The following is a 17,265-nucleotide window of genomic DNA, read 5'->3' as shown; positions in this document are numbered from 1 at the left end:
CTATCCGTTTATAGTCCATAAGGGCGGCCCTCGTGTTGGAGTGTGACAACCCAACTTTGGCATCCGATGCCATGGGGCCGTCCACCCAAACAGCGTTGCTCCCTCCCGGCTTCGCCTGCGTGGGTGCAGCTTGGGCGGCTGAACGATGTCGCCACAGTGCGCGCGGCGGACATGACAGGCCGTTTGGTTCGGGTCACGCTGATCCAGAACGTGCCTTGTACCATCGGCTTGGCCTCTAGCCAGGCCTATTTGCCCGTCGCGCATTTGCCCTGGTGGCTGTGGCCCAGCCATGGACTACTTTTCGCGGGCGATCTGTGCGCCTGGTGGTGTCCTACCTTGTAGCGCCGGAGCCGGCGCGGGCCGTGCGTTACAGGGCATATTCGGCGCCACCCACGCCTTCCTGCCGGAACGCGCGTCGGAGGCGGGCTGGAAGGGCGGCGAAGCGTCCCACGGGCACCGCTAGGGCGAGTGCGGGATCGCTTTGATACGCCGGTAACTCCCGTGGGTTGAAGGCGGCGGCGGCCATCCCATCCGGACAACCCCGCCACTTTCCGAAGCCAGCCGCCTTCGCTTCCTCCAGGCGGCCGGCAGGTTCTGGCCACGTCGGCGGCGTGGCCAGAACCCATTCGCGTATAGGCGCCAAAGACTTAAAGAAGTTCAATTATCCTCTATTACGACCAAATAAATATCCCGCTTTCATTAATGGAATTGTTGGTCCCCCCCATGATCTAAATGACGACTGGATAAGACATCGGCGGTCCTATTTCGCGACCGCCGCATGATTGAGGGCATGCCGTTGGAAACGGATATCGCGACCGGTGAAGCGCAAGGGGGCGACAGCCGGCGGTTCCAGCGTCTCGTGGACGCCATCCACGACTACGCGATCTACATGTTGGACGCGACCGGCGTGGTCAGCAGCTGGAACCCCGGCGCCCGGCGCTTCAAAGGCTATGAGGCCGATGAGATCCTGGGCCAGCACTTTTCCCGCTTCTACACGCAGGAAGACCGCGAGGCCGGAGTGCCCGAGCGGGCCCTGGCCATCGCCACCAACGAGGGCCGGTTCGAGGCCGAGGGTTGGCGCGTGCGCAAGGACGGGACGCGGTTCTGGGCCAGCGTCGTGATTGACCCCGTCAGGGATGAGGCCGGCACCCTGATCGGCTTCGCCAAAGTCACCCGGGACATCACGGAGCGGCGCGAGGCCCAGCAGGCCCTGCGGGAAAGCGAGGCACGCTTCCGCCTGCTGGTCCAAAGCGTCACCGACTATGCGATCTACATGCTGGACCCCACCGGCCACGTGACCAACTGGAACGCCGGGGCCGAGCGGATCAAGGGATACCGCAGCGAAGAGATCGTCGGCGAACATTTCTCGCGCTTCTATACCGAGGAGGATCTGGCCGCCGGGTTGCCCGCCCGCGCGCTGACAATCGCGGAGGCCGAGGGCCGTTATGAGAAGGAGGGGTGGCGTGTCCGCAAGGACGGCACCCGGTTCTGGGCGCATGTGATCATCGACGCCATCCGGGACGACAACGGCAAGCTGGTGGGCTTCGCCAAGATCACCCGCGACAACACCGAACGCCGGGAGCTGGAGGAACGGCTGCGCCACGCCCAGAAGATGGAGGCAATCGGCCAGCTGACGGGCGGCATGGCCCACGACTTCAACAATCTGCTGCAGGCCATCTCCGGGTGCCTGCAGATGATCGGCCGCGGCGAAGACAAAAGACGCAACGCGCGCCTGGTGGAGGCCGGGATGCAGGCCGTGGACCGGGGCACCAAGCTGATACAGCAGCTCATGACCTTTTCGCGCCAGCGCCAGATGGATGTGGAGCCGGTGGACCTGCGGAACGCCCTGCTCAGCTGCATCGGGCTGATCAAGCAGGTGGTCCGCAGCGATATCGAGGTGACGCTGGCGCTGCCCGGCGGTGTCTGGCCGGTGCAGACCGACCCCGTCCAGCTGGAGGTGGCGCTGCTGAACCTGGCGGCCAACGCCCGCGACGCCATGCTGGCGGGCGGCAGGCTGGTGCTGGGCGCGGAAAACGTCGGCGCCTGGCAAGGGCGGACCGACGCGGTGCGGGTCTATCTGTCCGATACCGGGGGCGGCATGCCGCCCGAGGTGGTGGCCCGCGCCTTCGACCCGTTTTTCACCACCAAGGCGACGGGCAAGGGCACCGGATTGGGCTTGTCCCAGGTTTACGGTTTCGCCCACCAGTCGGGCGGGGCCGCCCGGATCGACAGCGCCGTGGGGACCGGCACGACCGTGTCCTTGATATTGCCCCGGGCGGCGGATGCGCCCAAAGGGTCCCAGGGTTCGCCCCAGGCCTTCGCCCCCCGTGGCACCGCCCGCATCCTGGTGGCGGAGGACGACCCCATCCTGGCGCCCATCATCGGATCCGCGCTGGAGGATTTGGGCTACAACGTGACGCACGTGCCCAGCGGCCAGGAGGCGCTGGACCTCATCCTGGCCGGCCGGGACTTCGATCTGCTGTTCAGTGACATCGTCATGCCGGGCGCGATAAACGGGCTGGACCTGGCGCGGGAGGTCAAGCGCCTGCGCGCCGACCTGCCGATCATCCTTTCCACCGGCTACAGTGAAGAGGCGGCCGCGCAACAGGGCTATCAAGTGCTTGCCAAGCCCTACCGCATCGAGGAACTCGCCCTGGCCATCGGCAACGCGCTTGAGGCCGCCTGACGCGGCCCTATCCCGTGCGCTTCAGCTCACAGGCGGCCGCGTCCCCGGTTCCGGGGGCGTCGTCTTATTGCGCCATGATCTTCCTGAGGCGCTGGGCCAGGACATCCATGGGGAACGGCTTGGTGATCAACTCCATGCCCTGCGCCAGGAAATCGTGCGAGGGCATGGCGTTTTCGGCATAGCCGGTCATGAACAGGACCTTGAGGCCGGGCCGCGCCGGGCGGGCGGCGTCGGCGATCTGCCGGCCATTGAGGCCGGGAAGCCCGACATCGGTGATCAGCAGGTCGATCTGCTGGTCCGATTGCAGGATAGCCAGGCCCGATGGCCCATCGTCCGCCTCCAGCACCCGATATCCCAGGTCGCCCAGCAGCTCGACGATCAGCTTGCGCACCACCGGCTCGTCCTCGACGACCAGGACAACTTCATCCGAGCGCGCGCGATTGTCTTCCGGCAGCGTCGCCAGGTTCGCCGCCGGGGCGTCCGTCTGCCCGCCGTGGTGCGGAAGGTAAAGCTTGACCGTCGTGCCTTTGCCCAGGTCGCTTTCGATCCGGGCGTACCCTTCGGACTGGCGCATGAAGCCGTAGATCATGGACAGGCCCAGCCCCGTCCCCTGGCCCAGCGGCTTGGTGGTGAAAAAGGGATCGAAGGCCCGGCGGATCGTTTCCGGGGACATGCCCATGCCGGTGTCGGTCACGAAAACGCAGACATAGCGTCCGGGCCGCACATCGCCGGCATCCACGACATGCCGCCCGTCCAGATGGACGTTGCGCGTCCCGATCAAAAGCCTGCCGCCATCCGGCATGGCGTCGCGCGCGTTGATGCACAGGTTCAGGATGGCGTTCTCAAGCTGGTTGGGGTCGCACAGCGTCGGCCACAGGCCGTCCGCCGGCATGAGTTCCAGATCGATGCGCTCCCCCAGGCTCCGGCGCAGCAGTTCCGCCATGGAGGCGACGAGGCTGTTGGCATCGACCGACGTCGGTTTCAGCGGCTGGCGGCGGGAGAATGCCAGAAGGCGGTGTGTCAGGGCGCCGGCGCGATTGGCCGAGGCCATGGCCGCGGCGGTGAAGCGTTCCACATCGCTGGTCCGTCCTTGCATCAGCCGGCGGTTGACGAGATCCAGTGACCCGGTGATGCCCTGAAGAAGATTGTTGAAGTCATGGGCGATGCCGCCGGTGAGCTGGCCCACGGCTTCCATCTTCTGCGACTGGCGCAGTTGTTCTTCGATTTCACGCTGGGCCGTGATGTCGCGCCCGACGGTATAGAGCAGCCCTTCATCGGGCGATGCTGTCCAGGCGATCCTGCGGAAACTTCCATCCTCCGCGCGCAGCCGCCCCTCGAAGTTCGATATCGGATCGCCGCGTTTCAGCCGCCGCATCTGGTGCTTGATGCCGCCGGCATCCTCGGGGTGGACCAGATCGAACAGGCTGGTGACCCGCAGGTGCTCTTCCGGCCACCCCAGCGCGGTCGTCCAGGCGTGGTTCACGGATAGCAGCGCGCCTTCGGCATCCAGGACGGCCATCAGGTCGTTCGACAGCCGCCACATGCGGTCGCGCTCGCGCGTGCGCTCCTCGACCCGCGCCTCCAGGGTCGCGTTGGCGTCTTGCACGTTCTGGAACAGGCGCGCGTTGTCCATGGCGACGCCCGCCTGGGCGGCTAGGCCGCTTGCCATCAGCGCCGACCGCTCATCGAAAACGCCGGCGTCCGGATGGCCGAAGAACAAGCCGCCGAGCCTGTCGCCCGAGCGCGAGAGGACGGGCACGGCCAGATAGCTGGCCATGCGGGGCGTTACCTGTTTCAGACCATTTCCATCATGCCGCCGGTCCCGGGCGATGTCGTCACTGCGGATCAGGTCCAACGGCATGGGAAACGCCGTGAAGATATCCGCCTGCGCGCCCGACCAGGCAAAGGGCTGGCCGGCCCCTCCGGTGGCGGTGGCGTGGAAGGCGCCATAGGCCGCCCCGGTCAATTCCACGCCGGCGTCGATGACGCGTTGTCCCACCGCCCGCAGGTCAAGGCCGGCCGCAATTTGCATGGCGGTCCGGTTCAGCAGTTCCAGCATGTGGGTTTGGCGGGCCAGCAGGTCGCGGTTTTCCCGCAACTCCTCGATGCGGCTGCGGGCCTCATACTGCCGCCGGCGTCCCCGGGCGGCGGATCGGATCACGCTGACCAGCGAGGTTGGACGGAACGGCCGCTCCACGAAGGTGACGTTGCCTAATCCATCGGCCACAACCTGGGCCGTGGGCCCGATGACGGGGGTGGAGCGCAGGGTCAGCACGATGAAGGGCAGATCGGACCAGGACGGCTGCTCCGCCACCCAGCGGAACAGGGGGTCCGGGTCGGCTTTCAGCAACGCCTCCTCGGTCACCAGCACCATGCCGGCCCCGGTGAGGAGTTGTTGATGCAGCTCGCCCATGTCGGCGCAGATGAATGACGAAAGACCCGCGTCGTCCAGGATGCCGGCCGCGATTTTCGCATCGCGCCCCATCGGCGTCAGGATCAGGGTGCGAAGGGACTGCTGCCCAGGGATCACGCTGGATTTCCGTCAAACAGGGCGGCCTGCGCGCCGGTATAGAGCGGGGTCCCCCGCAGCACGCCCTGAAGGGTGCGCAGGGGTTCGCCCAATTGAAGGCCGCCATCCGCGATGCGGTATTCCCGAATGGTGCTTTCATGCGGGCCGGTCCGCTTCTTCACGACGGACATCGCCCTGCGGATATCGCCGTCGGCCTCGAAATAGCGCAGCAGGATCACGGTGTCGGCAAGGTAGGTGATCTCAACCGGGCTCTCCATGCTGCCGAACAGCCCGTGCTGCGCCACCGTCACGAATGTCGTGACCCCCTGGCGGTTGAGGTAGAGCAGGACTTCGTGAAGGTGAAGGACCAAGGCGCGTTCCTCCGGCATGGCCGCCTCATAGCCCGTCAGGCTGTCGATGACGACGGTCTTGATCCCCTGCTCGTCGACGGCGGCGCGCACCCGGTGCGAGAATTCGCCGGGCGACAGTTCCGCCGCGTCCACCTGCTCGACGAACACGTCACCCCTTTTGCGCAGCGCCTCCAGATCGATGCCGAAGGCCTTCATCCGCTTGAAGAGCAGGCCGATCTCTTCATCGAATGCGAAGATCGCCGCCTTTTCGCCGCGTGCGACAGCGGCGACGACGAAAGTTATGGCGAGCATCGACTTCCCGGTTCCCGCCGGACCGATGACCAGCGTGCTGGAACCCGCTTCCACCCCGCCACCCAGAAGCCGGTCCAGGGCGGGGTTGCCGCTCTTCAGCTCGTCGCGCGCGAAGCGCGTCTTGTGTTCAATGGCGACCAGGCGGGGAAAGACGCGGACACCCTCGGCGCTGATGATGAAGTCGTGGAAGCCGCCTCTGAAGGCCGTTCCCCGATATTTGAGCACCCTCAGCCGCCGGCGTTCGGCGCCGTAGGCGGGGGCCAGCTGTTCAAGGTGTACGACGCCGTGGGCGACGCTGTGAACCGTCCTGTCCCAGGTGTCGGTGGTCAGGTCGTCCAGCATCAGGACTGTGGCACCCAGGCTGGCGAAGTAATGCTTCAGCGTCAGCACCTGGCGGCGATACCGCAGAGAGCTTTGGGCGAGAAGGCGCAGTTCCGACAGGCTGTCCAAGGCAATGCGGTCAGGCTTGACGCGTTCGACCTCTTCGACCAGGCGCTCCATGCTCTCGCCGAGTTCCAGATCCGAGGCGTGGATCAAGGTCTGGCGTTGATCCGCGTCCAGAAGCGCCTCGGGCGACACCAGCTCCAATATCTGGATGCTGGGCGGCAAAGCCCATCCCCGCGCGGCGGCACCCTCGCGGAGTTCGGCCTCCGTCTCGGACATGGTGACATAGAGGGTGCGCTCTCCCTCGGCCGCCCCTTGAAGCAGGAACTGCAAGGCGATGGTCGTCTTTCCCGACCCAGGCTCCCCTTCCAGCAGGAAAACGTGACGGCGCGACAGCCCGCCGGCCAGAACATCGTCCAAGCCGGGTATACCGGTTGCGGCCCTGGATGACAGGGTGTTCATTTCAACCAAGGCGGCCCTCGTTCCGAATTACAGATTGCGGACGCTCCCCCCCGGATGCCCCCCCGCCCGGATGCCCCCCCGGCTGAGGGCTCCCAACCTCGGAACCCGTCGGTGGTTCCGGCGAACCCGGCCTTTAGCACGGTGAATGACGAGAAGGCGGGCCAGGAGCGGGATTGTAAAAAAAACCGGTGGGGAGGAGTGGTTCTGGGAAGTTCCCAATCGGCAGAAAGAAAAACATCGAATTCCACAGCGAGAAATCGGCCATAGGGACATAAGCCGGAATATGCGGAACGGCCCCGCTGGAATTCCTCGGGAATACCCCCGATGGCCGGACGACGCGCCTTGGGGAACCGGTGGGGTTCAAGCTTCTTGACACGGCCATACCCCGATGGCTGTGGAGGGTTCCTTCCGATGAACCGGCAGGCTGACACGACCGTCCGGTCTTGGGCGGCGGCAACGCGCTGGGCACCTCCCCCCGTGTGCAGACAAACCGGGCCAGCGCCGCCGGTTCCGTGGCGATGAGGGAGGCGGTGGGAATCTCAATAATTCCACTGAGAATTATTATGAATCCCCACACATAAGCGAAGCTATGTCTCGGCAATTACTTTTGACGTTTCGTTTTACTGGAACAATTCCAGATTCGTAGCCTTTTAAAAGGCGCTTCCAGGGCGCGCGCCGTCGCCCATGGGTCACGACAGGAATCAGAAGGACGAAGACGATGTTCATGCACAACAAGCGCCTGCAATACACGGTGCGGGTCGCCGAACCCAACCCCGTCCTGGCCAGCCTGATGCTGGAGCAGTTCGGCGGCCCGCAGGGCGAGCTGGCGGCCGCCATGCGCTATTTCACCCAGGCGCTGGGTGAGACCGACCCCGGCCGCAAGGACATGCTGTTCGACATCGCCACGGAGGAGCTGAGCCACCTGGAGATCATCGGCAGCATCGTCGCCATGCTGAACAAGGGCATCAAGGGTGACCTGGCCGAGGCCAACATGGCGGAGGCCGACCTCTATGCCGCGCTGAACCAGGGCGGCGACAGCCATACCCAGTCGCTGCTGTATGGTGGCGGGCCGTCGCTGACCAACTCCTCCGGCGTGCCGTGGACAGCGGCCTACATCGACAGCATCGGCGATCCCACCTGTGACTTGCGCTCCAACATCGCGGCGGAGAGCCGGGCCAAGATCGTCTACGAACGGCTGATCAATGTCACCGACGATCCCGGCATCAAGGACGCCCTGGGTTTCCTCATGACGCGGGAGATCGCGCACCAGAAATCGTTCGAGAAGGCACTCTACGCCATCGAACCCAACTTCCCGCCGGGAAAGCTGCCGGGCAAGGCCGAATTCGCCGACCTTTACGTCAACACGTCCCAAGGCGAAGGGGACACCGAAGGCCCGTGGAACACCGGCGGGGCCTGGCAACGGCTGGACGATGTGGAGGGCAGCCTGCCGCTGGACGGCGGCGACGGCTTGCCGTCCGTCACCTTGACCGACGCGCAGAAGGAGGCCGCCCGGGCCCTGATGGCCCGCACCATGTCGAACCCCGAAAGCGACCCTGTGACCGGCGCCGACCTCGGGTCCGGCAAGGTCGCGGCGGAGATGGCGGATGTTTGATTCCACCTGGGCGTTGGCCGGGCGTTAGGGCCTGGGCACCTGCCCGAACGCTGGAAAAGCACCTTCGGGGGCCCATGGTGGCCCCCTTATACGCCACGCCGGCTTGTCGCCGGCGTGGCTTTTTTTATCCGGGCATGGCTGATATCCGGGATTATGATGAGTGATGGTATAGCAAACCCATCACTCATCACATATTTTGGTGGGGTAACTTGATGCTGCGCCCTGCCCAGCAATGCGGGGTCACGAATGGCTCCTCGCCTGTGTCCCCTTTCGGGGCGGCGGCGCGGCGCATTGCCGGAGACAAAAGATGTCCGCCTCTGTCCAGAGAGTGCTGCGCGCGCCCATTGGCGCCTTGATCCTGATTGGAATTATGTCCAGCCCGGCGCTCGCCGCGCGGCCGGATGACCCGGCGAAAGCCTTCATCGCGTCATTGGCGGGGGAGCGGGACGCCGGGGTGCCGCACGATCCCGTCCACCTTGAAGCTCAGCCCGGGCCCACGGCTCAGCCGGCCCCCGAGGCTCAGTTGGGGGAGGATCCGGCGCGGCGGTTCATCACCGGGCTGGCGGGCATGCATGACCGCCCGTCCAGCATCGCCGCGCCCGAGGTGGGCATGCCGCCCGACCGCGACTTCATAAATCGTCTCGCTGGCCGGACGCCCTGACGCGGGGCCCGTCCGCCAGGTCTCCGTGGGAAGCGCGCGGTTGGATAGGCTATCGGTCCCGCCCCGCCACCGCCGCTTCAACCCGGGTCAGCAAATCTTCAGGGTCCAAGGGCTTGCACAGGAAGGCCGCGGCACCGGCGTCCAGCGCCCGCTGGCTCAGGGCGGGATCGGCGAAGGCGGTCATGATGATGATGGGCAGGTCGTTTCCGGCGTCCCGCAGCGCCGCCTGCAGGGCCAACCCGTCCATGACCGGCATGTGCAGGTCGGTGACCAGGCAGGCGGCCTGGCCCCGCGCGGGGGAGTCCAGGAATGCCACCGCCCCGTCGAATCCCCGGGCATCGAACCCGGCGGAGCGCATGAGGCTCAGCAGGCTGCCGCGGACTTCCGCGTCATCGTCGACGATCGCGATAATGGGATTGCTCAGGGCCCTTACTCCGCCTTCAGACACGCACCCGCCGGATGACGGCTGGTGGGGATGCGCGCCCATCGTGCCGCACGCCTCCTTGAACGCATCCCTGTACCCTGGGGGCGGGCGGGGGCCCATCATACATAGATGTTAATTCGGGTGTCAGGTGTCCGGGGGCCGGCGACTTGGCACGGCGATCACGCGGCGTGCATGCCGCCACTTTCCCCGACGCCGTCGCCAGCCGCCCGCTCCTCCGGCGCCGCCGGCAGGGTGAAGGCGAAGGTGGCGCCCGGGCGGCCGCTTCCGGGGGCGGCACCGTCGTTGTTGGCCGCAGTGATCTGCCCGCCGTGCGCCTCGATGATGGAGCGGCAGATAGACAGGCCCATGCCCATGCCATCGGCCTTGGTGGTGAAGAAGGGTTCGAACAAGGTCGCCGGTTCCACGTCCTGAATGCCGCCGCCGCTGTCCCGTACGGAAACCCTGACCAGATTATCCGCCCGCTCCGCCAGGATGGTGATGTCGCGGGCCGTATCGCCGTCCACCAGCGGGTTCCCCTGCGCGGCGGTGGCCTGGATGGCATTCATCAGCAGGTTCATCAGCACCTGCTGCACCTGCACCTTGTCACCCCGCACCGGCGGCAGGTCGGACGGGCACAGGACGCGGACGGCGATGGCCTTGGCCTGCACCTCGCGCCCCACCAAGGCCACGGTTTCGGCCACCAGGGCCTCCACCACCAGGGTGTCGGTCTTGGGCGGCGCCTTGCGGGCCAGGGCGCGGATGCGGGCGATGACGTCGGCGGCGCGGGTGCCGTTGGTCACCACATGCTGCAGGCAGTCCTCCACCTCATGCGCATGCTCGGGCCCGCGCGCCAGCCAGCGGCGGCCCGTCTTGCCATAGGTGATGATGGCCGACAGCGGCTGGTTGACTTCATGCGCGATGGATGCCGCCAGCTGGCCCAGCGTGCTCATGCGCGATACATGCGCCAGTTCGGTCCTGAGCTGCGCCAGCTTGGCCTGGACCTGGTTGCGCTCCGTCACGTCCAGCGCCATGACCAGGATGCGCGACCAGTCCTCATCCTCCGGCGGGACGGTGACGCGCAGCACCACGTCCACCATGCCGCCCGACAGGGTGCGGAATTGGCCCTCCGCTTCCACCATGCGCTCACCCGCCGACAGGGCGGCGAACACCTGGACCAGGGCGGCCTCGCTGCTGGGTGTGTACATGGCGACGATGCTGCCCGCCAGCAGCTGCTCCGCCCCCTCCGCCTCGAACAGGCGGACGGCGGCGGCGTTGATGGCGCGGATGCGGGTCGCTTGACCCGCCTGCCGGATCAGGTCGGGGTGCAGGGCCAGGCCGGCCTTGAGGTCGCCGCCACCCAGGTCGCGCGCCCTTTCCAGCACGCGGAAGGCGTCCGTCCAGTCCGACTCCCAGATGGCGAAGCCGGCGGCGTTGAAGATGGCGCGATAGCGTCCCTCGGATCTTTGGCGTTCCGCGTCCGCCCGCCGCTGTTCCGTCAGGTCGGCGCTGGTCTCGATAATGCCGATGTTACCGCCCTGGCCGTTGAAGCGCGCCAGCCAGCGGCTGGCCAGCACGATGCGGCGACCGTCGCGGCGCACCCGTGTCAGCTCGCCGGACCAGTGGCCGGCCTGGGCGAGGGCTTGGCGCACCTCGTCCGCCGGATAAGCGGTCTGCAGCAGCTGCTGACAGGGTTGGCCCAGCGCCTCCTCCCGGGTCCAGCCGTACAGATGTTCCGCGCCATCGTTCCAATAGCGGATGATGCCGTCGGCGTCGTGGATGACCACGGTGTCGTGCGTCAGCTCCAGGATGCGGGCCTGCTCCGCCATGGCGGTGCGGGCGCTGCGATTGCTGAGCGACAGCAGGGTGGTGATGAGGATGGCCGTCAGGCTGACGGCCAGGCGCATGGCCGCCCCTTCCGACAGGTCATCCATATGGCCGGCCAGGAAGGCGCCGCCGGTCAGCGCAGCGCAGGCCAGGCCCGTGAGCATCACCGCCCGGCGGCCGTGGGAGATGGCGACCAGCAGCACGACGGCGGTGTGCAGCACCGCCACCGCGCCCTGCAGCGGGCTGAAGGCATCGGCGGAAAAGATCAACAGCGCCAGCACGGCCGCGGCCAGGCATTGGGTGCGGCCATGGCCAGCCAGCGTCGCCAGGGACCGCGACCGCCGGTGCGGCGCCGGCCGATGGGGGGGCGCCGGCCGATGGGGGGGCGAAGGAGAGGGGCCCATGATCCGCCGTGTTATTCTGTCCAGGCCGGGCCTGCGGTGTTGCGTAGCGGCCAGGATAATCAAGGGCCTAGCGGTTCGTAAATAGTATCGCATTTGTGCAACGAAATCCGCGCGTGGCCGACCGGGTGCGGGCCGAATTGCTGCGCCGCATCGGGCTGGAGGGCATCTTGCGGCCGCATCCGTATGGCCAGCCGGGGGCGCTTCCGTTCCCGCACTGGCAGCCGGCAACCGATACCGCTACTCTCCCGCCATTTGGCATATAAGTCTGATGCTGGGAGGAAAGCGGTGAAGTCCCTAAACGTTCTGTCGGCGTTCGTTCTGTCGCTTACGGCCACCCTGGCTGCCGGCCCGGTCCTGGCCAAGGAGCCGCCGTCCCTCAAGGGGGCGCCCAAGGTGGAACCTGTGGCCGATCTGCCCGCCGGCGCCACGGCCCTGCCGGGGCACATCGGCGGCCGGGTGTTGGCCGAGGGGACCGACGGCGGTTTCCGCCGGCAATGGCCGGGCACCTATGTCGAGAGCCGGTTCCAGGGCAGCTCGGCGCTGTTCCGCGTGGGCCCGGGCGACGTCAGCCTGCGCATCAGCGTCGATGGCGGCACGCCGACGGCGCTGGTGAAGCCTAAGCCGGGCATCTATCGCGTCACGGGACTGAAGCCGGGCGCACACACCCTGCGTGTCGACACCGCCAGCGAAACCCAGGCCGGCCCCAGCGCCTTTGGCGGTTTTTACGCCCCGGCGGGCACCAAGCCGCTGCCCACTCCGGCCCGGGCGCGGCAGATCGAGTTTATCGGCGACAGCCACACCGTGGGCTACGGCAACATTGCGGACCAGGCGGCGTTCCAGCAGACATGCACGACGGCCGAGGTGTGGGACACAACCGATACCTCGCAGGGCATCGCGCCGCGCCTGGCCGGCCGCTACGGTGCCGATTACCAGGTGAACGCCATTTCCGGCCGGGGCATCGTCCGCAACTACAACGGCTTCGCCGCGGACACCCTGCCGCAGGCCTACCCTTACACCCTGTTCGACCATGCCGTCCGCTATGAAGATGCGGCTTGGCATCCCCAGGTCATCGTCATCGCCCTGGGTACCAACGACTTCACCACCCAGCTACATGCCGGGGAGAAGTGGGCGACGCGCGACGCCCTGCACGCCGATTATGAGGCAACCTACGTCGACTTCGTGAAAGCCCTGCGCGCCCACAATCCCCAGGCCTATTTCCTGCTGTGGGCGACCGACATGGCCGATGGCGAGATCGCGGCGGAAGTGGCCAAGGTGGCGGACAAGCTGCACGCGGCCGGGGAGAACCGCCTGGCCTTCCTGCCCATGCACGACATCGCCTTCAGCGGCTGTCATTCCCATCCCAGCCTGGCCGACGACGCCAAGATCGCCAAGGCGCTGGGCGACTACATGGATGCCCATTCCGAGGTATGGCAAGCCAAGTGACCCCAGGCGCGGCGGAGGGTGCGCGCCCTCGCGGCCCATGGAAGTTCTGAAATCAGAACTTCCACGTTGGGCGATGGGGGTGGCCGATGGGGCGCCTCCATCTCACGCCAGGGTGTTGATCAGCCCGCCTTCCAGCCGGATGGCGGCGCCGTTGGTGGCGGCCGATAGGGGGCTGGCCAGGAAGGCCACCATGTTGGCGATCTCCTCCGGTTCTATCATGCGTTGCAGCAGCGATCCGGATCGGGCGGTGGCGAAGAACTCGGCCTCCGCCTCGGCCACCGTGGCGTCCGGCTTGCTGGACACGCTACGCAGGAAATCCACGATGCCTTCCGACCGGGTGGGGCCGGGCATCACCGAATTGACGGTCACCCGCGTGCCCTTGGTCTGGCCGGCCAGGCCGCGCGCGATGGACAGCTGCGCCGTCTTGGTCATGGCGTAGTGGATCATGGCCGGATCCACTGCCAGGCCCGTCTCGCTGGAGACGAAGATGACCCGGCCCTCGTTGCGGGCCAGCATCTGCGGGAAATAGTGGCGCGTCAGGCGCACGCCGCTCATGACGTTGACGTCGAAATAGCGCTGCCAGTCCGCGTCCGAGATTTCGGCGAAGGACTTGCTTTCATAGATGCCCAGGTTGTTGACCAGGATGTCGACCGACGGCACCTGGCCCAGCAGGTCGGCCGCGCCGTCGGCTGTGGTGATGTCGGCGCGCACGCCGCTCACATCGACGCCGCCCGAGGCGCGGATGCCGGCGACCGCCTGGTCCAGCTTCCGGCCGTCACGGCCCGCAACGATGACGGCTGCCCCCTCCAGCGCCAGCTTGCGGGCGATTTCCAGTCCGATGCCGGCCGTCGATCCGGTGACCAGGGCCGTCTTGCCCGCGATCTTCAGGTCCATGACCCATACTCCTTCCATCACGTCCCGATGACGTTTCGACGCCAAATCTAGGCAGCGATCGGCGGTGGGAGTATGGAGTATGGAAGAATAATATCTATGAATGGCAGGCACAAATGGCGCGCGTGCAGATGGAACGCTCTGGCGAGATGGAGGTGTTCGTCCGCGTGGTGCGGGAAGGGGGCTTTTCCGCCGCCGCCCGCACCCTGGACCTGACGCCGTCCGCCGTCAGCAAGCTGATCGCCCGGCTGGAGGCGCGGCTGGGCGCCCGCCTGCTGAACCGAACCACCCGGGCGCTGACCCTGACGGACGAGGGACGGGGTTATCTGCAGGCGGCGGAGCGGGCCCTGCGGGCGCTGGACGACGCCGATCAGGCGGTGGGGGCGGGCACCGTGCGCGGCCGGCTGGTCATCAACGCCTCCGTCCCCTTTGGCACGCATGTCCTGGCGCCTGCCCTTCCGGTTTTCCTGGCGCGCCATCCCGAGTTGACCATCGATCTCAGCTTCACCGACGACGTGGTGAACCTGCTGGCGCAGAAGGCCGACCTGGCCTTCCGCGTGGGTACGCTGCCCGACAGTGCCCTGGTGGCACGCAAGCTGGGGCAGAGCCGCCGGGTGATCTGCGCCGCTCCCGATTACCTGGCCCGCAAGGGCACGCCGCGAAGCCCGGCGGACCTCGCCCAGCACAACTGCCTGGGCTTCAATTTCCGCCGCAGTCGCGTGGGCTGGCCCTTTCGGGAGGACGGCCGCGAGGTGGAGGTGCCGGTGGCCGGCAGCCTGCTGGTGAACAATGGCGAGACCTTGCGACAGATGGCCCTGGCAGGCATAGGGCTGGCACGGCTCAGCCATTGGCACGTGGTTGACGCCATGGCGCGGGGGGACCTGGTGCCTGTGTTGGAAGCCTATAATCCCGGCGATCTGGAAACGATCAACGCCGTATATGTCGGCGGTGGCCAAGTGCCTCGCCGAGTGCGCGCTTTCATTGACCATATGGTCAATGTGGTGGCGGCGTCGCCGTTGTTCGTGGGAGCCATTAAGCCGCCGGCCATGTCCTCATTCGTGGGGTGACCTGGTCTCGCCGATGTGGATGGCCAGCCAGACGGTGGGCTGGTCGGCGTCGGTGAAGGTCACCCGATGGCTGGCGTTGGCCGGGATGAACAAATGGTCGCCGGGCGCCAGGGCCGTTTCCGTGCCCTCCACCTCCACCCGCGCGGCGCCGGCCAGGACCAGCACCCATTCGTCATGCGCCTGAACGTAAGGTTGGTCGATCGGCGTCACCTGCCCCTGGGACACGATACGCTCAATGCGACAGCCGGGCCGGCGCAGGATGTCGGTGAAGCATTCCGCGTCCCGGGCCGGGGGCAGGGCGGTCAGCAGATTGCCGGGTATGGCCATCAGGGCGGTCCCCTTCACGGTATCACGGGCACTCAGGCAGTGTGGCGCCGCCGCGGCTGGGCGGCAACGATGGCGGCGTTCTCCCCCTCTTGACAGAGATTTCGCACTGAATAAATTTTTTTCCCGCGGTTCCGGCCCGTCGTGGTGTTTGGTCAGGGCGCCTTCGCGGCCCGCGCGGCGGCGATGGCCTTGACCAGGGCGTCCGGCGTCATGGCGCCGGAATGCACGGCGTCGCCGATGACCAGGCCGGGCGTGCCCCGGATGCCGATGGTCTGGGCGAGCGCGCGGGTGCGCTGCAGCCGGACGACGATGTCCGCCGACTGGCTGTCCCGCTCCAGCCGGGCGGTGTCCAGGCCGGCGCCGGCCGCGATTTCCTTCACGCGCGCCTCGGTCAGCTGGTGTTCCGGCGTCTTGTCGGCCATCAGGGCGGCGTGCAGCGCCAGGTATTTGCCCTGTTGCTGGGCCGCCAGGGCATAGCGTGCCGCGATTTCCGAGCCGGGGCCCAGGACGGCCAGTTCCTTCAGCACCACGCGCACGCCGGGATCGGTCTTCACCACCACTTCCAGTGTGGGCGCCATCATCTTGCAGTAGGGGCACTCGTCATCAAAGAATTCCACGATGGTGACGTCGCCCTTGGGGTTGCCCAGGACGGCATCCCCGGCGTCGGCCACCAGGGCGTCGTGGTTGGCGGCCAGGGTGGCACGGGTCTGTGCCTCCCGCTCCGCCGCCTGCTTGGCCGCCAGGGCCTGCTGCATTTCCGTCAGCACCTCCGGGTGGGCCAGGAGATAGGCGTGGATGCGGGCGTCAAGATCATCCGGCTGCCGGGTGGCCGGTTGCGCGGCCTGGGCGGCGGTGCCGGCCAGCAGCAGGCAGGATGTCATCAGGGCGGAAAGGGTGGTTCGCACGGGCGGTCGGTCCTGGATTGCGGAGGGGATCAGCGGGGGCCGGAGGGGGTGGCGCCGGCGCCGGGGCTGGATGGCGGGGACGCACCCGGGCCCAGGGGAATGGGACGCGAGGGCAACTGGGAATTACGGGCCGGCGCCTGGGTGAAGACCCAGTCGGCATAGCTGTCGCGGTTGCGGAAGTCTTGGTAGGCCGCCGGGAAATTGTCCCGCTTGATGGGATGGCCCGGCGCCTGGCTGTAGATGCCGATGATGCCGGCGCCATCCGGGCTCATGACCAGACCCCAGGGCAGGTCGCCGCCCAAGGGGTCGGGCGGCACCCGGCGCAGGTAGCGGCGCACGCCCGGATAGCGCGGATCGCGCACCAGGTCCTGCAAGGTGCGGGGGGATCGGGGCAGGCCGGCGGGCGTGCTGTCGGCGTAGCTGCGCAAGGCGGTGCGGAAGTCCGACCCGATATCCAGCAAGCTTTCCTCGGCCGTACGCCGCTGCACCAGGGCGCCGGCCTGCAAGCTGGCCGCGGCCACCACCCCGATGATGGCCAGGATGATCAGCAGGCCCAGGTAGGTGAAGCCGGCTTCATCGGGGCGGATGGCGTCATGGCGGTCCTGCATCACATGTCCCCGAAGGCCTTGCCATCATGGCTGGTGCCCGGCGCCCCGCTTTTGATGTCGTAGACGTTGCCGGTGAACTGCTCCTCCGGCGGGACGATGATCCAGGCGCTGTCACTGTCGGCCACCGGGTCGAAGGGCAGGGCCCGCAGGTAATGCTTCTGCACCAGCTCGTCCAGGGCTTCGGGATAGCGGCCGGTGTCGCCGTAGAACTTGTCGATGGCGTCGCGGGTGACGCGCAGGTTTTCCGCCAGCACTCGCTCCTTGGAGGTGTCGATGGCGTGGTAATAGCGGGGCAGGGCCAGGCTCAGCAGCATGCCGATGATGGCCATGACCACCAGCAGTTCCACCAGGGTGAAGCCCGCCGAGCGCCTCTTCGCCGCGCGTCGTGTCATGGCC

The 17,265-nt window shown here is 67.2% G+C and carries 15 protein-coding genes; 6 read left to right on the top strand and 9 right to left on the bottom strand.

The features are described from left to right. Positions 1 to 289: 289 nt before the first annotated feature. Positions 290 to 463: a KGG domain-containing protein gene (locus tag FBZ89_RS32085; protein WP_145752921.1), complete on the top strand. Its 174-nt coding sequence runs from the start codon at positions 290 to 292 to the stop codon at positions 461 to 463. A 327-nt stretch (positions 464 to 790) separates the two neighbouring features. Then, entirely contained in the window at positions 791 to 2,686 is a 1,896-nt protein-coding gene (locus FBZ89_RS24220) for a hybrid sensor histidine kinase/response regulator (protein ID WP_145752919.1), read from the top strand. A gap of 64 nt (positions 2,687 to 2,750) precedes the next feature. On the opposite strand, the gene FBZ89_RS24215 is transcribed toward FBZ89_RS24220, so the two are convergent. Continuing rightward, positions 2,751 to 5,216, bottom strand: coding sequence for a response regulator (locus FBZ89_RS24215; protein WP_211115347.1), 2,466 nt, complete (start codon positions 5,214 to 5,216; stop codon positions 2,751 to 2,753). Further along, positions 5,213 to 6,703, bottom strand: a complete 1,491-nt coding sequence (locus tag FBZ89_RS24210) for an ATPase domain-containing protein (RefSeq protein WP_145752918.1) — start codon at positions 6,701 to 6,703, stop codon at positions 5,213 to 5,215. Before FBZ89_RS24210 ends, FBZ89_RS24215 begins: the two co-directional genes overlap by 4 nt. Before the next feature lie 718 nt (positions 6,704 to 7,421). Between FBZ89_RS24210 and FBZ89_RS24205 the strand changes: the two genes are divergently transcribed. Both FBZ89_RS24205 and FBZ89_RS24200 read left to right on the top strand, forming a co-directional pair. Further along, entirely contained in the window at positions 7,422 to 8,315 is an 894-nt protein-coding gene (locus tag FBZ89_RS24205) for a manganese catalase family protein (RefSeq protein ID WP_145752916.1), read from the top strand. A 307-nt stretch (positions 8,316 to 8,622) separates the two neighbouring features. Then, positions 8,623 to 8,976, top strand: coding sequence for a hypothetical protein (locus FBZ89_RS24200; RefSeq protein WP_145752914.1), 354 nt, complete (start codon positions 8,623 to 8,625; stop codon positions 8,974 to 8,976). Positions 8,977 to 9,025: 49 nt separating this feature from the next. On the opposite strand, the gene FBZ89_RS24195 is transcribed toward FBZ89_RS24200, so the two are convergent. Both FBZ89_RS24195 and FBZ89_RS24190 read right to left on the bottom strand, forming a co-directional pair. Continuing rightward, positions 9,026 to 9,463, bottom strand: a complete 438-nt coding sequence (locus FBZ89_RS24195; RefSeq protein ID WP_145752913.1) for a response regulator transcription factor — start codon at positions 9,461 to 9,463, stop codon at positions 9,026 to 9,028. A 116-nt stretch (positions 9,464 to 9,579) separates the two neighbouring features. Then, a complete protein-coding gene (locus FBZ89_RS24190; protein ID WP_145752912.1) occupies positions 9,580 to 11,628 on the bottom strand; it encodes a PAS domain-containing sensor histidine kinase in 2,049 nt (682 codons plus the stop codon). 285 nt (positions 11,629 to 11,913) lie between these two features. Between FBZ89_RS24190 and FBZ89_RS24185 the strand changes: the two genes are divergently transcribed. Then, positions 11,914 to 13,071 (top strand): SGNH/GDSL hydrolase family protein, encoded by a 1,158-nt coding sequence (locus tag FBZ89_RS24185; RefSeq protein WP_211115345.1) that lies wholly within the window; start codon positions 11,914 to 11,916, stop codon positions 13,069 to 13,071. A gap of 102 nt (positions 13,072 to 13,173) precedes the next feature. On the opposite strand, the gene FBZ89_RS24180 is transcribed toward FBZ89_RS24185, so the two are convergent. After that, a complete protein-coding gene (locus tag FBZ89_RS24180; protein ID WP_145752908.1) occupies positions 13,174 to 13,965 on the bottom strand; it encodes an SDR family NAD(P)-dependent oxidoreductase in 792 nt (263 codons plus the stop codon). Between the two features lie 113 nt (positions 13,966 to 14,078). Here FBZ89_RS24180 and FBZ89_RS24175 point away from each other — a divergent pair, with 113 nt between their 5' ends. Continuing rightward, on the top strand, positions 14,079 to 15,029 hold the full coding sequence (locus FBZ89_RS24175; protein WP_145752906.1) for a LysR family transcriptional regulator: 951 nt from the start codon (positions 14,079 to 14,081) through the stop codon (positions 15,027 to 15,029). Here FBZ89_RS24175 and FBZ89_RS24170 read toward each other — a convergent pair. The 4 genes from FBZ89_RS24170 to FBZ89_RS24155 all read right to left on the bottom strand — a co-directional run bounded on the left by FBZ89_RS24170 (position 15,015) and on the right by FBZ89_RS24155 (position 17,261). After that, entirely contained in the window at positions 15,015 to 15,356 is a 342-nt protein-coding gene (locus FBZ89_RS24170; RefSeq protein ID WP_145752905.1) for a cupin domain-containing protein, read from the bottom strand. The genes FBZ89_RS24175 and FBZ89_RS24170 overlap by 15 nt on opposite strands. 152 nt (positions 15,357 to 15,508) lie before the next feature. Continuing rightward, complete coding sequence (locus tag FBZ89_RS24165) at positions 15,509 to 16,261, bottom strand: DsbA family protein (RefSeq protein WP_145752903.1); 753 nt, start codon at positions 16,259 to 16,261, stop codon at positions 15,509 to 15,511. 29 nt (positions 16,262 to 16,290) lie between these two features. Beyond that, positions 16,291 to 16,869 (bottom strand): type II secretion system protein, encoded by a 579-nt coding sequence (locus FBZ89_RS24160; RefSeq protein ID WP_186457547.1) that lies wholly within the window; start codon positions 16,867 to 16,869, stop codon positions 16,291 to 16,293. Further along, positions 16,869 to 17,261 carry a type II secretion system protein gene (locus FBZ89_RS24155; RefSeq protein ID WP_211115344.1) on the bottom strand — a complete coding sequence of 131 codons (393 nt, stop codon included), beginning with the start codon at positions 17,259 to 17,261 and terminating at the stop codon, positions 16,869 to 16,871. The genes FBZ89_RS24160 and FBZ89_RS24155 overlap by 1 nt, the downstream gene beginning before the upstream one ends. Between the last annotated feature and the right edge of the window lie 4 nt (positions 17,262 to 17,265).

Origin of the sequence: Nitrospirillum amazonense (assembly GCF_007828045.1) — a bacterium.
GTDB lineage: Bacteria > Pseudomonadota > Alphaproteobacteria > Azospirillales > Azospirillaceae > Nitrospirillum > Nitrospirillum amazonense_C.
Note: the sequence above shows the minus strand (reverse complement) of the source record. Positions and strands in the feature narration are given on the sequence as shown.

What these genes read in the sequence shown, in the direction of transcription:
- FBZ89_RS32085 (WP_145752921.1), top strand. Translation starts at nt 290, where the DNA reads ATGGACTACTTTTCGCGGGCGATCTGTGCGCCTGGTGGTGTCCTACCT.
- FBZ89_RS24220 (WP_145752919.1), top strand. Translation starts at nt 791, where the DNA reads ATGCCGTTGGAAACGGATATCGCGACCGGTGAAGCGCAAGGGGGCGAC.
- FBZ89_RS24210 (WP_145752918.1), bottom strand. Translation starts at nt 6,703, where the DNA reads ATGAACACCCTGTCATCCAGGGCCGCAACCGGTATACCCGGCTTGGAC.
- FBZ89_RS24205 (WP_145752916.1), top strand. Translation starts at nt 7,422, where the DNA reads ATGTTCATGCACAACAAGCGCCTGCAATACACGGTGCGGGTCGCCGAA.
- FBZ89_RS24200 (WP_145752914.1), top strand. Translation starts at nt 8,623, where the DNA reads ATGTCCGCCTCTGTCCAGAGAGTGCTGCGCGCGCCCATTGGCGCCTTG.
- FBZ89_RS24195 (WP_145752913.1), bottom strand. Translation starts at nt 9,463, where the DNA reads ATGGGCGCGCATCCCCACCAGCCGTCATCCGGCGGGTGCGTGTCTGAA.
- FBZ89_RS24190 (WP_145752912.1), bottom strand. Translation starts at nt 11,628, where the DNA reads ATGGGCCCCTCTCCTTCGCCCCCCCATCGGCCGGCGCCCCCCCATCGG.
- FBZ89_RS24180 (WP_145752908.1), bottom strand. Translation starts at nt 13,965, where the DNA reads ATGGACCTGAAGATCGCGGGCAAGACGGCCCTGGTCACCGGATCGACG.
- FBZ89_RS24175 (WP_145752906.1), top strand. Translation starts at nt 14,079, where the DNA reads ATGGCGCGCGTGCAGATGGAACGCTCTGGCGAGATGGAGGTGTTCGTC.
- FBZ89_RS24170 (WP_145752905.1), bottom strand. Translation starts at nt 15,356, where the DNA reads ATGGCCATACCCGGCAATCTGCTGACCGCCCTGCCCCCGGCCCGGGAC.
- FBZ89_RS24160 (WP_186457547.1), bottom strand. Translation starts at nt 16,869, where the DNA reads ATGCAGGACCGCCATGACGCCATCCGCCCCGATGAAGCCGGCTTCACC.
- FBZ89_RS24155 (WP_211115344.1), bottom strand. Translation starts at nt 17,261, where the DNA reads ATGACACGACGCGCGGCGAAGAGGCGCTCGGCGGGCTTCACCCTGGTG.